General features: G+C 66.1%; 12 protein-coding genes and 1 pseudogene. 8 read left to right on the forward strand and 5 right to left on the reverse strand.

From position 1 onward, the window contains the following. Positions 1-23 precede the first annotated feature (23 nt). The 5 genes and pseudogenes from FAZ98_RS32700 to FAZ98_RS32720 all read left to right on the forward strand — a co-directional run bounded on the left by FAZ98_RS32700 (position 24) and on the right by FAZ98_RS32720 (position 7546). Positions 24-1292, forward strand: coding sequence for a M20 family metallopeptidase (locus FAZ98_RS32700; protein WP_158957963.1), 1269 nt, complete (start codon positions 24-26; stop codon positions 1290-1292). Positions 1293-1312: 20 nt separating this feature from the next. Next, positions 1313-1948: pseudogene (locus tag FAZ98_RS32705) on the forward strand (trimeric intracellular cation channel family protein); the annotation flags it as partial. A 482-nt stretch (positions 1949-2430) separates the two neighbouring features. Further along, a complete protein-coding gene (locus FAZ98_RS32710; protein ID WP_158957965.1) occupies positions 2431-3534 on the forward strand; it encodes a porin in 1104 nt (367 codons plus the stop codon). Positions 3535-3624: 90 nt separating this feature from the next. Beyond that, a complete protein-coding gene (locus FAZ98_RS32715; RefSeq protein ID WP_158957967.1) occupies positions 3625-6294 on the forward strand; it encodes a glucose/quinate/shikimate family membrane-bound PQQ-dependent dehydrogenase in 2670 nt (889 codons plus the stop codon). Positions 6295-6517: 223 nt separating this feature from the next. Continuing rightward, positions 6518-7546, forward strand: a complete 1029-nt coding sequence (locus FAZ98_RS32720; RefSeq protein WP_158957969.1) for a porin — start codon at positions 6518-6520, stop codon at positions 7544-7546. Positions 7547-7576: 30 nt separating this feature from the next. On the opposite strand, the gene FAZ98_RS32725 is transcribed toward FAZ98_RS32720, so the two are convergent. The 3 genes from FAZ98_RS32725 to FAZ98_RS32735 form a co-directional block, all read right to left on the reverse strand. Continuing rightward, positions 7577-8008 (reverse strand): Rieske (2Fe-2S) protein, encoded by a 432-nt coding sequence (locus tag FAZ98_RS32725; protein WP_199272465.1) that lies wholly within the window; start codon positions 8006-8008, stop codon positions 7577-7579. Then, positions 8005-9429, reverse strand: coding sequence for an MFS transporter (locus FAZ98_RS32730; RefSeq protein ID WP_158957970.1), 1425 nt, complete (start codon positions 9427-9429; stop codon positions 8005-8007). Before FAZ98_RS32730 ends, FAZ98_RS32725 begins: the two co-directional genes overlap by 4 nt. A 235-nt stretch (positions 9430-9664) precedes the next feature. Next, on the reverse strand, positions 9665-10339 hold the full coding sequence (locus FAZ98_RS32735) for a hypothetical protein (RefSeq protein ID WP_233272969.1): 675 nt from the start codon (positions 10337-10339) through the stop codon (positions 9665-9667). Between the two features lie 313 nt (positions 10340-10652). Between FAZ98_RS32735 and FAZ98_RS32740 the strand changes: the two genes are divergently transcribed. Further along, on the forward strand, positions 10653-11624 hold the full coding sequence (locus FAZ98_RS32740; RefSeq protein ID WP_158957972.1) for a hypothetical protein: 972 nt from the start codon (positions 10653-10655) through the stop codon (positions 11622-11624). A 75-nt stretch (positions 11625-11699) separates the two neighbouring features. Here FAZ98_RS32740 and FAZ98_RS32745 read toward each other — a convergent pair whose 3' ends face one another. Then, positions 11700-12140: a hypothetical protein gene (locus FAZ98_RS32745; protein WP_158957974.1), complete on the reverse strand. Its 441-nt coding sequence runs from the start codon at positions 12138-12140 to the stop codon at positions 11700-11702. Between the two features lie 342 nt (positions 12141-12482). Further along, the gene (locus FAZ98_RS32750) at positions 12483-13844 is read right to left on the reverse strand and encodes an LLM class flavin-dependent oxidoreductase (RefSeq protein ID WP_158957976.1); all 1362 of its coding nucleotides are present in this window, start codon (positions 13842-13844) and stop codon (positions 12483-12485) included. Positions 13845-14022: 178 nt separating this feature from the next. Here FAZ98_RS32750 and FAZ98_RS32755 point away from each other — a divergent pair, with 178 nt between their 5' ends. Beyond that, positions 14023-15411, forward strand: a complete 1389-nt coding sequence (locus FAZ98_RS32755; protein ID WP_158957978.1) for an MFS transporter — start codon at positions 14023-14025, stop codon at positions 15409-15411. A gap of 26 nt (positions 15412-15437) precedes the next feature. Further along, positions 15438-16049 (forward strand): carboxymuconolactone decarboxylase family protein, encoded by a 612-nt coding sequence (locus FAZ98_RS32760; protein WP_158957980.1) that lies wholly within the window; start codon positions 15438-15440, stop codon positions 16047-16049. Positions 16050-16393: the final 344 nt, after the last annotated feature.

Consider the following 16393-nt stretch of genomic DNA (forward strand, 5'->3'; position numbering starts at 1 on the left):
AAACACGCAACAAGGAGTCGTCCATGACGAATCTGATCGAGGCACTCGCGCCCGACATCGGCGCTTTGCTGCCGGAACTCGAAACCGTTTACCGCGATATTCATCAGCATCCCGAACTATCGATGCAGGAATTTCGCACCGCCGCGCTCGTGGCGGAGCGCATGGAAAAGCTCGGCTTCGAGGTCACGCGCGAAGTGGGCGTGACCGGCGTGGTCGCGCTGCTGCGCAACGGCGAGGGGCCCACGGTCATGCTGCGCGCCGACATGGACGCGCTGCCCGTGACCGAAGCCACCGGTCTGCCTTACGCGAGCACGGTCAGGGCGAAAGACGAAGACGGCGTCGAGGTGGGCGTCGCGCATGCCTGCGGCCACGATCTGCACGTGACCTGGCTGCTCGGCGCGGCGCAATTGCTGGCCGCGCATCTCGACGCCTGGCAGGGCACGCTGCTCGCCGTGTTCCAGCCGGGCGAGGAAGTGGGGCGGGGCGCACGCAGCATGATCGACGACGGCATGATCGCGCGCTTCCCGAAACCCGACGTGATACTCGGCCAGCATGTGATGGTGGGCGAGGCCGGCACCGTGGGTTATCGCAGCGGCACGATCCTTTCGGCGGGCGACAGCCTCAAGGTCAAGCTGTTCGGGCGCGGCGCGCACGGTTCGCAGCCGCAGACCTCGGTCGATCCGGTCATCATGGCGGCCTCCACCACGTTGCGTTTGCAAACCATCGTCTCGCGCGAGATCTCGCCGCGCGACAGCGCCGTGCTCACGGTCGGCGCGCTACAGGCGGGCACGAAGGAAAACATCATTCCCGACGACGCCACGCTCAAGCTCAACATGCGCACCTACGACGAAGACGTGCGCGAATACATGCTGGGCGCGATCCGCCGCATCTGCTGCGCCGAATGCATGGCGTCGAACGCGCCGCGCGAGCCCGAATTCACGACGCTCTCGAGTTACCCGCTCACGGTCAACGACGACGCGGTGAGCGAGCGTTTGCGCGCGGCGTTCGTCGCGTGCTTCGGCGAGCGCGCCTATGAAACGCAGCCCGCGGCCGCCAGCGAGGACTTCAGCGTGTTCGGCCGCGAGTGGGGCGTACCGTACGCGTTCTGGTTCGTCGGCGGCACCGATCCGCAGGTCTACGCGGCCGCGCGCGCCGCGAAGAAGCTCAACGAGATTCCCGGCAATCACTCGCCGAAGTTCGCCCCCGTGCTCGAACCCACCTTGCGCACGGGACTCGAAGCGATGCTGTGCGCGGCCGCCGCCTGGCTCGGGCGCGAAAGCGAGGCGGCGTGAATGCTGTGCTAAGCGCGCACATGAGCGCGCATCTCAACGTGCATACCGCGTACACGGTGCTCGATCTGATCGGCACGTTCGCGTTTGCGATCTCGGGCGCCGTGGCTGGCAGGCAACGGCGGCTCGACCTGTTCGGCATCATCGTCGTGAGCTTCATGGTGGCGTGCGGCGGCGGCATCGTGCGCGACCTGTGTATCGGCGCCATTCCGCCCGCGGGTCTGGCCAACTGGGCGTATCTCGCGGTGTCGCTGCTGGCCACGCTACTCACCATTGCCGCGTATCCGCAAGTGCGGCGCTTGCGGCATCCGGTGCTGTTCTTCGACGCGATCGGGCTCGGGCTCTTCGCCGTGGCGGGCGCGCAAAAAACGCTCGCCTACAGCGAAAGCGCGGAGATGGCGCTCGTGCTCGGTGTCGTCAGCGCGGTGGGCGGCGGCGTGATGCGCGACGTGCTGCTTTCGCGCGTGCCCGCCATTCTCGAACGCGATATTTACGCGTCGGCGGCGCTACTCGGCGCGGCAGTGCAGGTCGGGCTCACGTATGCGGGCTGGTCGCCGTTCTGGACGCCATGGGTGGCCGTGACCGCGTGCGTGGCGCTGCGGCTGGCTTCGCTGTATTACGGCTGGCGCTTGCCCGATTTTCAGCGGCGCATGATGGTCGGGGCCGTGAGCCCGCGCGCGGAGACGCCACGCAATCCGCTGCAAAATCAGGCCGGGGATCAGGCTGACGATCAACCTGTTGCTCAGCCCGCCGACCCGCGCGCGGAGCACGCCACCCAAACGCCCACGCGCGAAGACGCGCGATAACCGCGATACTTTTTCCTCTCTTTGAACGCGCGTGCGATGCATTCCGCACGCGCGCTTCCACGGGCCGCCTGCCTTGCCCGTCTCGCCCGCCAATATCGCGGCACGCAATGTGCTACAGGCGAGCAGCCATTCCGCCTGCAATCTTCCTTGCATTCGCCGCGCGCGGCGTCGACGCCACGTTCGCGTGAGCGCATGCGCATCAGAAATGCGACGTTTTGCATGAAGCGCTATGCTTTTTTGCGTACCGCGTGCAGCACGTTTGCAAAGGCATTGGCATCCGAAACGCCCCGGCATCGCCGCCGGACTACGACAAAAGACTCCATCAGGAAGCTGACGTGAAAACGACTCTGGGCGCCGTCGTGCTGCTCGCCGCCAGTTCAGCGGCATCGGCACAAACAAGTGTCACGCTGTATGGCCGCGTGGACGGCGGTATCGAATATCTGAATCACATCGCCAACGGCAACGGGGGAACCGCCAGCCGCTGGAGCGCCGAAGGGGGCGACTGGGGCACTAGCATGCTCGGCTTCAAGGGCACCGAAGACCTGGGCGGCGGCTCGGCCGCGATCTTCGATCTCGAAACCGCCTTGCAGATCATGAACGGCACCACGGGCGGCGGCCGGCTCTTTTCGCGGCGCGCTTACGTGGGTCTGAAGAACGAGACGTGGGGCCAAATTCAGGCCGGCCGCAATCTCTTCATCGACAGCGACGGCGTGTGGGAATTCGATCCGTTCGTGCAGCAGGCGGTGTCGTCGGCGTCGCTCGTGCGCGGGCGCAACTGGCAGCAGAGCAGCAATAACGTCGAATATCACAGCCCCGTGTGGCACGGTCTCGACGTGCAAGGGCAGTACGCCTTCGGCAATCAGGCAAGTGGCTTCAACAACGGCGCCGCGGGCGACTTCGGCCGCTCCGACGGCATCATGCTCACGTATCACTCGACGCTCTTCGACGTGCGCGGCATCTACGACGAACTGCGCGATTCGAGCGGGCGCTTCTCGAACATCTTCACGGCCTCGCGCGAATATTTCGTGGGCGGCAATCTGCGCGTGCAGAAGTTCAAGATCCAGGCCGCGTACACGCACTACGCCGCGCCCGACACGCCCGCGGGCATGGCCGATAGCGCCGACCACTACTGGCTCGGCGCCACGTATCAGGCCACGCCCAAATGGGCCGTCACCGCCGCCGGCTTCTATATCCACGTGAACGAAGGTTCCGGCGACGCCGCGCACGACCCGGGCAGCCATGCCACGCTCTACGCGCTCGGCACGACCTATAACCTGAGCGCGCGTACGTTCCTCTACGGCACGCTCGCGTATGTCGATAACAGCCGCAACGGTACTTTCTCCGTGTTCGCCACGCCGCGCGACTCCAGTTCGCCCACGAGCCCGATGGCCGGCGAATCGCAGACGGGCGCCTACGTCGGCATGATGCACATTTTCTGATGCTGAAATGACCGCTTCATTCGCTATCTCACTCGTCATCCCACTCCATCGCCATCCTGTCGGCATGTTTCGAAGAAGGTTGAGAACATCATGACCAGATCATCGAAATCGCTGGGCGTCATCGGCGGACTCTCATTGCTGTTCGCGCTGCTCACCGCGCTCTATCTGCTGATCGGCGGCGCCTGGCTGCTGTCGCTCGGCGGCTCGCCGTATTACCTCGTCACGGGCATCCTGCTGCTCGTCTTCGCGTTCCTGTTGTGGCGACGCAATCCCGCCGCATTCGTGCTCTACGCCATCGTGCTGGTGGGCACGGCGATCTGGGCGCTCTGGGAGTCGGGTCCCGACTTCTGGGCGCTCGCGCCGCGCTCGGGCGTGCTCGTCGTGTTCGGCGTGTGGCTGCTGCTGTTCGTGAGCTGGCAGCTCGAACGGCCGCGCCAGACCGGCGTGGTGTCGCTCGTGGTCTCGCTGCTCGTGTGGGCGGGCGTGCTCGTCTACGCGAACTTCAACGACCCGCAGCAGGTGAACGGCACGATCGCGGGCGCGACCGGTTCGCCCGGCGCGAACATCGAGGGCATCGCCCCGTCCGATTGGCCCGCGTATGGGCGCACCCAGGAAGGCACCCGCTATTCGCCGCTGCAGCAGATCACGCCGGAAAACGTGAAGAATCTGCAGGTGGCGTGGACCTTCCGCACCGGCGACATGAAAGGCCCCAACGATCCGGTCGAGATCACGGATGAAGTCACGCCGATCAAGATCGGCAATCTGCTCTACCTGTGCTCGCCGCATCAGATCCTGTTCGCGCTCGACGCGCAAACGGGGCAGCTCAAGTGGAAGTTCGACCCGCAGTTGAAGGCCGATCCGTCGTTCCAGCACGTGACCTGCCGCGGCGTTTCGTATATCGACCTGTCCGCGAGCGCCGATAGCAACGCCGCGGCGAATGGCGCGCCTGCCGCCGCCTCGGACGCCGCCGCTTCGGGCGCGCAAGCCGCCGCACCGGCAAGCGACCTCGCCTCGGGCGCGATTGCCGCCGCCGCGGGCGCGAGCGACCCGATCGCCGCCATCGTCGCGGCGAAAACCGCCTCGGATTCGGCCACGGCCGCCAGCGCCGCCGCAGCCAACGCGCAAGCCGCCGCTTCGGACGCCCAGGCCGCAGCCGCGACCGCTGCGAATGCGGCCGCGAGCGCCAGCAGCGTGCCGGGCACGATGCCGGCCGCCGCGCCGCTCGACGCCAACGCCGCCTGCACGCGCCGCATCTATCTGCCGGTCAACGACGGTCATCTCTACGCGCTCGACGCGCTCACGGGCCAGCGCTGCACCGAGTTCGGCGACAACGGCGACCTCGACCTGCAACACGCGCAGCCGGTCACGACCGCGGGCATGTACGAGCCGACCTCGCCGCCGATCATCACGCCGAAGGTCATCATCGTAGCGGGTTCGGTCGAGGACAACTTCTCGACGCGCGAGCCTTCGGGCGTGATTCGCGGCTTCGACGTGCGCACGGGGCAGCTCGTGTGGGCATTCGATCCGGGCGCGAAGGACCCCAATCACATTCCGGGTCCGGGCGAACACTACACGTGGAATTCGCCGAACTCGTGGGCGCCTTCGGCCTACGACGCGAAGCTCGACATGGTCTATCTGCCGATGGGCGTGACCACGCCGGACATCTGGGGCGGCAATCGCACGCCCGAGCAGGAACGCTACGCGAGCGGCCTGCTCGCGCTGCACGCGTCCACCGGCAAGCTCGCGTGGTTCTACCAGAGCGCGCACCACGATCTCTGGGACATGGACCAGCCCTCGCAGCCCACGCTCGCCGACATCACCGACAAGGACGGCAAGAGCGTGCCCGTGGTCTACGCGCCCGCGAAAACCGGCAACCTGTTCGTGCTCGACCGCCGCACCGGCGCGCTCGTGGTGCCCGCGCCCGAAACGCCGGTACCGCAAGGCGCCGCCGCGGGCGACCATGTCTCGCCCACGCAGCCGTTCTCGCAGCTCACGTATCGTCCGTCGAAGAATCTCACCGACAAGGACATGTGGGGCGCCACGATGTACGACCAGCTCATGTGCCGCGTGATGTTCCACAAGCTGCGCTATGAAGGTACGTTCACGCCGCCTTCGGAGCAGGGCACGCTCGTGTTCCCGGGCAACCTGGGCATGTTCGAGTGGGGCGGCATTGCCGTGGACACCGACCGCCAGATCGCCATTGCGAACCCGATCGCGCTGCCGTTCGTCTCGAAGCTGATTCCGCGCGGTCCGGGCAATCCGGAAGAACCGGCCTCGGGTGCGAAGGGCAGCGGCACGGAATCGGGCATCCAGCCGCAGTACGGCATTCCGTTCGGCGTGACGATCAACGCGTTCCTCTCGCCGCTCGGCCTGCCGTGCAAGCAGCCCGCGTGGGGCTATATCTCGGCGATCGATCTCAAGACCAACCAGATCGTGTGGAAGAAGCGCATCGGCACGGTGCGTGACAGCTCGCCGATCCCGCTGCCGTTCAAGATGGGCATGCCGATGCTGGGCGGCCCGATCGTGACGGCGGGCGGCGTGGCCTTCATCGGCGCGACGGCCGACAACTATATCCGCGCGTTCGACGTGAACAACGGCTCGCAACTGTGGCAGGCGCGCCTGCCCGCGGGCGGCCAGGCCACGCCGATGAGCTACTCGATCAACGGTCGCCAGTACGTGGTGATCGCGGCGGGCGGCCATGGCTCATTCGGCACCAAGCTCGGCGATTACGTGATCGCCTACGCGCTGCCGCAGCAGTAACCCACGCGTGTGCCGCCGGGCTGTGAAGTCCGGGGGCGCGCGCTCACGAGCGGTCTTCGAAGAACGCGGCAGGCGTGCGCTACGGCAAGCGCGTCTGCCGTTTTTTATCGCGCGTGTTTCGGTGTGGCGACGCTGCCGCGGCGATGGCCTTCGAGCCGCGCCGCTCATGCGCGTCCTGCGCGACTTCAACGCGCCATTCACGCGCCTCTCTCGCACACAACCCATGAAATACCTCTCGCGCGCGACACGCACGCTTGCCGTTCTGCCGGTACTCGCGGCGCACACGCTCTGCGCACAGGCGCAAAGCTCGGTCACGCTGTACGGCGTGATCGACACCAGCATCGAAGTGACGAATCCCGGCGGCGGCTGGGTCACGCGTATGGATTCCGGCGCGTATCGCGGCTCGCGCGTGGGCCTGCGCGGCGCGGAAGACATCGGCAACGGCTACCGCATCCTGTTCGACATCGAGAACGGCTTCGGCTCGACCGACGGCACTTACGCCGTCGCGAACACCATTTTCAATCGCCAGGCGTGGGTCGGCATGGACTCGCCCTGGGGCACCGTGCGCGTCGGGCGCCAGTATTCGCCAATCTACATTCCGTTCAAGGGCGGCCTCGACGCGTTCGGCGCGGGCACCATCGCCTCGGGTCTCAACAATCTCTCGAAGATCACGCCGTACGAGAGCAACGCGGTGACCTATATCTCGCCGGAAGTTCACGGCTTCACGACCACGCTGATGGTCTCGCTGCGCGACGCCTCCGACGACGCCAACGGTCTCGCGGGCACCATCGAAACCTTCGCGTGGCGCCACGGACCGTTTCGCATTTCCTACGCGCATCAGCAGCAAAACGGCGATGGCGCCTTGCGTGCGAATCTCGGCGGCGTGTCGTATGCGTTCGGCCCCGTCACGGGCTTCCTGTCGTATTTCAATGGCGATGGCGGGACGCCGCGCTATCACGACGCGGGCGTTTCCGTCTCGGCGCGCTATGCCGTCACGCCGCGCCTGCGCGCCTCGCTCGGCTACACCTACATGAGCGACCGCTCGGGCGGCGACAACGACGCCGACCAGCTCAGCGCGGCCTGCGAATACGATCTTTCGAAAAAGGTGCTGCTCTACGCGAGCGCGGGCTGGCTGCGCAACCGCGGCACCGGCACGATGACGCTGCGCGGCGTGAACGTCACGGGTCTGCCGCCGTCATGGCCGGGCGCGGGCGTGCGCGGCGTGCAACTCGGCATGATCGACCGCTTTTGAGCGGCGAAGGCCGCTCGATGCTTTAGTCGACTAGCCAGGCGCGGCGCGCATAAATATGTTGCCGTCGCGCTCCTCGGCTTCGTGCACGACGGCACGCGACGGATCGCGGCACACGGGCGTGCTCGACGTGATGAGGCGGATCTGCTCGCCGTTCACGTCGAAGCGCCAGCCATGCGCGGGGCAGGTGAGGAGACCGCCCGAAACGAAGCCCTCCGAAAGCGGCACGCCGCGATGCGGGCAACGATCGTCCCAGACGTGCACGCCGCCTTCGCCGTCGCGCCACACGGCGAGGCACGCGCCGCCCACGACGAAGCCGCGCACTTCGCCCGCCACGACGGCGGCCGATTCGCATACGCGCTGCCACGCGCCCCTATCGCCAAGATCGCCAAGATCGCCAAGATCGCCAAGATCGCCAAGATCGTCCATAGCGCGCGCACGGCCCATGCGACTCGCCTCGCTCATGACGGGCGCGTGATGAAGTGGTCGGCCGCGCCTTTCGGCAGGCGCACCGCATCGACGATACTCGCCAGCGCCACGAGCCCGATCAGCACGAACGCGAGCCGGTATTCCACGCCGCTCGCATGCCAGTCCGCGCGCGCCGCGAGGAAATGACCGAAGCGCACGCCGAGCGCGCCGAGCGTGATGCCCGCGGCCATGGCGATCTGCGAGGCGGTGTTGAAGAGGCTGTTGGCATCCGACATGCGTTCCTTCGCGACGTCGGCGTAGGCGATCGTGTTGAGCACGGAAAACTGCATCGAACGCGTCATGCCGCCCACGAACAGAATGACGACGGTGAGCGCCACGGGCGTGTCGCGCTGAAGCAGGGCGCAGGCGGCGAGGCTGAGCGCGCAGAACGTGCCGTTCCAGATCATCACGGGCCGATAACCGAAGCGCTGAAGAATGGGCATGGTGATCGTTTTCATCATGAGATTGCCCGCGAACACAGCGAGCACGAGCAGCCCCGAATGGAACGCGTCGTAGCCGAAGCCCACCTGGAACATCAGCGGCAACAGAAACGGCGCGCTGCCGATGGCCATGCGCGCGAGCGAGCCACCGCGCAACGCGGCACGAAAGGTGGGAATCGCACACGCCGAAAGATCGACGAGCGGCGCGCGCGAGCGCAGCAAATGCCGGATCGCGACCACGAGCAGCGCGACGCCGCCCAGCAGCATGGCGAAGGTCACGGCGTCGAGGCGTTCGTCGGCGCGCTCGAAACCCGTGAGCAGCACGAACGTGCCTGCGCCGCTCAAGAGAAAGCCGGGCCAGTCGAAACGGCGTTCGCGCGTCTCGCGCGCGTCCGGAATCAGCAGGCACGCGGCCACGAGCGCGACCACCCCGATGGGTACGTTGAGATAGAAGATCCAGCGCCAGCCGAAATGCGTGGTGATGAAACCGCCGATGGGCGGCCCGAGCACGGGCGCGATCAGCGCGGGCCAGATGAGCGACTGCATCGCGGCCATGAGTTGCGCCTTGGGCGTGAAGCGCATGACCACGAGACGGCCCACCGGCACCATCAACGCACCCGCGATGCCTTGCAGCACGCGCAGCGCGACGAAGGTCACGAGACCGTTCGACATGCCGCACAGGGCGGAGGTGAGGGTGAACAGGGCGATGGCGAACGCGAACACGCGGCGCGCGCCGAAGCGGTCGACGACCCAGCCGCTCGCGGGCACGAACACGCCGAGCGCGAGCAGATATGCGCTCACGCCGATGTTGAGCGCGACGGCCGTGGTGCCGAACGAGCGCGCCATGGCGGGCAACGCCGTGGCGATCACGGTGCCGTCGAGAATCTCCATGAAGAGCGCGCCGGTCACGAGAATCATGATCGCGCGAAGCGGAACGGCTGCGGGCGCGGTGGCCTCGGTCGGTAACGGTCGGTTCATGCAGGGCGTGGTGGCGCGGCGAACGGCGCGGGTAAATGCCCGCGCGCGAGCGTGAATGTCGTGGATATCGAAAAACCTATCTTACGACATTCCCGCACTCTCCCGCGCATTCCCTTGCATGCGACATCGGCATGCCGGTGTTTTAAAGGCGCATTGACGGCGCCTTTAAACCGCTTTGCGGTCTGTCTTTAAAGCGCCTTCACTGTGCGTTAAAACCAAGCGCTAAAACCACAACTTAAAAACGATACGTCAGCGCGACCTGAACCACCGGATACCAGTGGTACTTTTCGATCTTCGAGGTCAGGTCATGTTCTTCGTCGGCGATATCCTGCTGCGAAACGAACAGCTGATAAATGCCCGGCACGCTGTAATCCACGTGCGGCTTGCCGTACGCCACGCCCAGGTCGAACGTCACGCCAAACCCGCGCACGGGCTTCTTGTGGCCATAGCCCACACCGAAATACGGCATCACGCGCGGCATGGTTGCCTTGGCCGTGGGCGCGCCGCCCACCGCGGGCACGAAGTCGTTGCCGATCTTGTAGTTGCCGTCCGCGTTCGGCAGGGCCGCGGCCGTGAGCGTGTCGCCGTTGATGATCGCGCCGCCCGTGAAGCGGAATGCGCTCGAGGCGAACGGGAACACGTCCATATAAAGGCCGCCTTGCGCGAGCGTGAGGTGCCCGCTATAGCGATTGTCACCGGCCGTGAAGTCGTGGCTGAAGCCGAGACCTTCCGCATCCGCGCGCACGCCGAAATGCGGCCCGAGATTGAGCGCGCCGCCCAGACCTGCGCCGAGCGTGCCGCCCGTTACATACACTTCCTGCCCGTGCGCGGCACCTGCCGCGCAAACGAGCGCCGTGACGCCCGCTGCGACGCGCGCCACCCGATACATCGTTTTGCTGATCGATTTCACTACGTTCTCTCCCTGGAGCCGGCGCGCGCCACTCGCTGGCTGCCGACGGATGAGACTTTACGATCGTTGCGTGCGCCTCAATCGGGCGAGATGCGGGGTGATGACCCTTCAAATCGACAGGTTCGCAAACTTCCATTTGACCCTTCTTCGAACGCATCGGTAAAGCTTTCTGATGACGATTCGAATGCGCGGATTGGCTGGTTTTTCAAGGGCTTATCGATGAATCGGCGCGCTGCGGGTCTCCCGATAATTCCGGTCATGGCGAAGTGCGGCCGGGTCACGGCAGCGCGCCACTGTCGATACGGGAGCAGGGATGTTTTACAAGGGAATGGTGCGTTCGGTTGCGGTCACAACGATCGTGGTGGCAACGGCAGGTCTCGCCGCATGCGGCGGCGGTTCGAGCGCGCCGGCGAGCGCGTCGAGCAACGAGTTGAAACTTTCTTCAGCAGTCCAAAGCGAGCACGTTGCGCGCTACGCGGGCGCCTTCGGTTTGATCGGCGGTCCGGGCGTAGGTGCCATTTACGCGGCCGTGGCGCAGACCTTCGTCAAGCAGGCGCTGGCCGGTGCGGTGAGCGGCAGCAGTTCGTGCTCGACCAGCGGCAACTATACGGTGACGTTGCCCACGACCACGGGCGTGACGGTGGGCGAGAACGCCAATGTGACGTTCAACGGCTGTGTGGGCGAAATTTCGGCGCCTGGCGTTTCATCACACGATTCGGTAACGGGCTCGATGTCGCTGCAGGTGCAAAGCGTGCAGGGCACAGTGGGCGCAACCAACGCGAACTGGTCGTACACGGCGCTCGCGAGCGCGAACAACCTCGTGCTGACCTCGTCGAACGGAACCACCACGCTCAACGGCAGCGTCACGTACACGACCAGCTACGACGCCACCACGGGCAACACGACGACTACGGCCAGCGCGCCGACCGTCACGATCGCGCGCACGCTACCGGCCTCGAGCATCACCGGCACGATCACGGTGGGCTCGCTCGCCTTCACGCGCGTGCAGAACCCCACGACGCAAGCGCAGACGATCACGGCGTCGGCATCGATCGGCATCGCGGCCAGCGACGTCACGATGACCTTCGACGTGGCAACCTCCACGCCGATCGCGTTCAAGAACGGTTCGCTCACGGCCGGCACGCTCACGCTTACGAGCGACAGCGCGACCGAAACGCTGGTGGTGCAGGGCAGCAGCACGCTGGGCGTCACGGTGACGGCGAACGGCAAGACGGGCACGTACACGGAACAGCTTTCGGACTTCCAGTCGCTGCTCGGCAGCTGATTGATCGGAAGAATCAGCAATACGACGGGCGCCTGCGGGCGCCCGCTGTTTTTTCGTCGACGAATTCGGCAGGCGTTACTGGAACGGCGCGCAAAGCCGTTCGATCGGCGCGGCCACGAGAATGCAGCTCGAAAACGCGATGCCGAACGTGAACGCCACCGATGCCGTGGCGCCGCACCAAGCAATGAAACGCTGCGAGTCGCGCTTGCCCGTGGAGACGGAAAGAATCTGCCGCCAGGCGCGACCGGCCGCCCAGGCGATGCCGAGTGCGGCGATGAACGCAACGGCCGAACTCACACCGACAATCCAGCGAATGGCTTCCCACGACGGCACGCTATGCGCGAGAGCGTCGCCGCAGATGCGCGAGACGAGCACCACGCCGAGCGTGAGATGCGCGAGCCAGATCAGTGGCACGGCCACCACGCCGAGCCAGATCGCGATGCGTTGCGACCGTGTGGGTTCGCCGGGCGTGGCGGCTTCGATCATCGGGGAATCGGGAGCTTGTGCGGGAATCATGGTTAGGCGCGCCTTTGCTGGCGAGCGGGATTCGCGCGATGCCATGGTCGAGGCGTGTCATGTCGAGGATTTCTTATTTTACATAACACAAATTATCGACATGAAAACCCACGCGCGCGATGCCCGCGAAACACCAGCTTGCAAGCAGTTATCGGGATGCTTTCGTTGAAATCCAGATCCGACTTAACTCGTGATTATTCGGAATGGATATTCGCAAACGCTGTGCCCGAGGCTTGCGGTTGTGCTGTCTGTTGTCCGTGTCGCTCAGCGCAAGCACGACGACGCTCGACGAGCGCTCCAGCCGGATCGCTTCACGCTCCCACAGCGGCACCCACGCGGCGATCAAACCCGATACGACGCCCCCACATGCGGCGCTTCGAGTTGCGCGCCGCCGCCCAGCAGCTTTTCGCGCAAGGTACCGGGTTCGTAGCGCGTCTTGTACGCGCCGCGCCGCTGCAACTCGGGCACGAGGTAGCGCACGATGTCGTGAAACGTGCGCGGCGATTCGACCCACGCGAGATTGAAGCCGTCGATGCCGGTGTCCTCGACGAGCGCCTGCAGTTCGTCGGCGACCTGCCGCGCGTCGCCAACGATCACCGCGCCACGCCCGCCGATCGCGACGAATTCCACGGCGTCGCGCACGGTCCAGACCTTGTCGGGGTCGAGCTTGCTGAACGACGCGAGCGCGGACTGCCCGGCGTCGGTATCCACGTACTGCAGCGTGTCCTCCGGCCGGTAACGCGCGAGATCGATCCCGGTCCAGCCCGACAGCAACGCCAGCGCGCCCTCGTAGCTGGCCCGCGCGCGGCAGGCCTCGTAGCGCGCTTGCGCCCGCTCGGCGGTTTCATCGACGATAACGGTGAGCATCGCGAATAACCGCGCGCTGTCGGGCGCCCGGCCCGCGTCGCGCAACGCCGCGCGCGCCTGTGCCGCCGCCGCGCGCAAGCCGTTGCGCGTGGGCGCGCCCAGAAAAATGCACTCGGCGTGCCGGGCGGCGAACTGCGTGCCGCGTGTCGAGCCGCCCGCCTGAAACAGCAACGGCGTGCGCTGCGGCGAAGGCTCGCACTGGAACACGCCGTCCACGCGAAAATGCGCGCCTTCGTGCTGCACGGCATGCACGCGCGCCGGATCGGCATAGATACCGCGCTCACGGTCGCGCAGCACCGCGCCCGCCTCCCAGCTGCCCTCCCAAAGCTGATAACAGACCGACATGAATTCGTCGGCGCGATCGTAGCGAGCATCGTGCGCGCGCAAGGCGTCCTGACCGAGACTGCGCGCACCGCTTTGCAGATACGAGGTCACGACGTTCCATGCCACGCGGCCGCCGCTCAGATGATCGAGCGTGGTGAAACGGCGCGCGAGCAGATACGGCTGCTCGTAAGCCACCGAAACGGTGAGCCCGAACCCGAGATGGCGCGTGGCATGCGCCATCAGCGGAATCAGCACGGCGGGATCGTTCATCGGCACCTGCGCGGCGGTGCGCAAGGCCGTGGCGGGACTGCCGCCGTATTCGTCGTAGAGGCCGATCACGTCGCCGAGAAATAAGCCGTCGAACAGGCCTTCTTCGAGCACTTTCGCGAGTTCGACCCAATACGACGTGTCGAGATAATCGACCGAGCGGTCGTCGGGAGCAGTCCATTGACCGGGCGCGAGATGCGCCACGCAATTCATCATGAAAGCATTGAAACGGATCTGGCGAGGCATGGCGTTCGTTGCGGCAGCAAGTAGAAAGCGTCGATTCTAGGAGCCACGGGCGGCACGCCAAATCGCAATTCGCGCGTTGCTTATACGCGCCGCCGCTTCGATGCAAAGCACGAATCGTTGTTAGGCCGATGGCGCCTGGCATGGTCAACTGACCGGCTTTTCCTGTGCTTGCTGAATCATGTCCACGCGCCTCTCAACCTCGGCTTCAACTTCATCGACATCGGCGTCTTCGCCGCAACGTTCGCCACGCAATGGCGCGGCGCGCGTCGGCTTCGCCGCCTTCATCGGCACCACGATCGAGTGGTACGACTTCTACATCTACAGCACCGCTTCGGCGCTCGTATTCAGCCATGCGTTCTTTCCGGCCAACACGAGTGCGCTGACCGGCATCCTCGGTTCGTTCGCGGCGTACGGCGTGGGCTTCTTCGCGCGGCCGCTCGGCGCGGTGTTCGCGGGGCACTTCGGCGACCGCATCGGGCGCAAGCGCGTACTGGTGTTTTCGCTCGTGCTGATGGGTATCGCCACGCTGCTCACGGGCCTGCTGCCCACCTACGCGACAGCCGGTCTGCTCGCGACCGCCCTGCTCGTCGCGTTGCGCCTGCTGCAAGGCGTGGCGACAGGCGCCGAATGGGGCGGCGCGTCGCTGCTCTCGGTCGAACACGCGAGCGCGCGTTCGCGCGGCCTGCTCGGTTCGTTCACGCAGGTCGGCTCGGCGGCGGGCATGTTGCTCGCCTCGGGCACGTTTCTCGGCGTGCGGCAGTGGCTTTCCGCCGACGACTTCGCCGCGTGGGGCTGGCGCCTGCCGTTCCTGTTCAGCGTGGTGCTGGTGGCCGTGGGCGTGTTCGTACGCGCGCGCATTCACGAACCGGCGCCGTTCCTCGAAGCCCAGGCCGAAGGCAAGCTGCGCCGTCTGCCCGTCGCCGACGTGTTCCGCCATCATCGCCGCGCCCTGCTCGTGACGATCGGCTTGCGGCTGCTGCAACCGGCCATGTACGCGATCGTCACCACCTACGCCATCAGCTATCTGAATCTCAAGCGCGGCGGCGCGTCGTTCGCGCTGAGCGCGGTGATCGTCGGCTCGGCGTTCGCCATTGTCGCGACGCCGCTGTGGGCCGCGCTCTCCGACCGTATCGGCCGCAAGCGTCCGGCGGTGTGGGCCGTGGTCGGCATCAGCCTGCTGGTGTGGCCGTTCTTCTGGTTTCTCGATCACGGCGATCTGCGTTATCTACCGGTGGTCTTCGCCATCGAGCTGGCCATTTTCGATGCCGCGATCTACGCGCCCGGCGCGGCCTGGTTCGCGGAGCAGTTCCCCGTTGAGGTCCGCTATAGCGGCATTTCGCTCGGCTACCAGATCGGCACGTTGATCTCGGGCGGCCTGACGCCGTTCGTGGCGGCGGCGCTCCTCGCGCTCGGGCACGGGTCGCCGTGGTACATCTGCGCGTATATCAGCGGCTTGGGCGTGGTGAGCCTGATCGCCGTGCTGGCCGCGGCGGATCCGGCGCGGCGCGCATCCGGCACGACGCGTCCAACTGAAAGACGCGATTCGGCGATCGTCCGGCCGCGCTGACTTCCCCTTTTGCAGAGAGTATTTCGATGAGCGGACACCGCACACACGACGACGAAGCCCGCCTCGTGGGCGCCCTCGAACGCCTGCACGCCGGGCCCAAAGCGTTTCGCGCGCTCTCGGCGCCCGTGTGGCGCGCGGGCGCGTTGTCGGAGAAGGACAAGCACCTGGTCGCGATCGCGATTGCGCAGATCACGCGCTGCGCGTTCTGCATCGAGCATCACGCGGCGCTTGCGCGCAAGTGCGGCGCGACCGAGGCCGAAGCGCTCGCCGTGAGTTATCTGAGCGCGGCGCTGGAATCGCTCGGCGCGGCGACGCTCGCGGTAACGAACGGCGCGCTTTCCATCGACGATGAAGCGGGGCTACGCAACACGCGCGTCGCGAAGGCACGCCTCGAGTTCGCGCAGACCGTGTTCGCCACCCATGTCATCGATAACGCTCTGGTCTGGCTTACTGCCGCGGCCGTGGCGTATGCGCAGTCGAACGAAGCGCGGCGCGTGGTGCTGCACGAACAGGCGCTAGTTGCGCATGCAACGACCGAGGCCCTGGACGAGGCGTATGCGATTGCCGTCGTGCTGCGCGCGGGGGCGGTGTACGCGCATACGCTGCATGTCGTCGATGCGTTTCGCGAGCGCGAATGATCGTGCGTTAAGCCGTGTTGGAGTGCCCGCTGCGGATTGGCGATTAGATTTCGTCGATGTCGATGTCGATCGCAATGGGAAACGATTCGCGATGAGGTGTCCGGCCGCGATAGCGAGCCGCGCGAAAACGTCCGGCATCGTCGCCGCTACGCTGAAACCATGGAGAGAGACGGCATCGCCAGCGCTGATTCACGCTGGCGATGCGCTCATGCTTCTTCTGGCCGATCAGTGACCGCCGCCGTGGCCGCCACCGCCTCCACCGCCGCTTCCACCACCGTGGCCGCCGCCATACCCCCCACCGTGACCGCCGCCGAAGCCCCCTCCGAAGCCGCCGCCATGGCCGC

The sequence above is a fragment of the Paraburkholderia acidisoli genome (assembly GCF_009789675.1).
Lineage (GTDB): Bacteria > Pseudomonadota > Gammaproteobacteria > Burkholderiales > Burkholderiaceae > Paraburkholderia > Paraburkholderia acidisoli.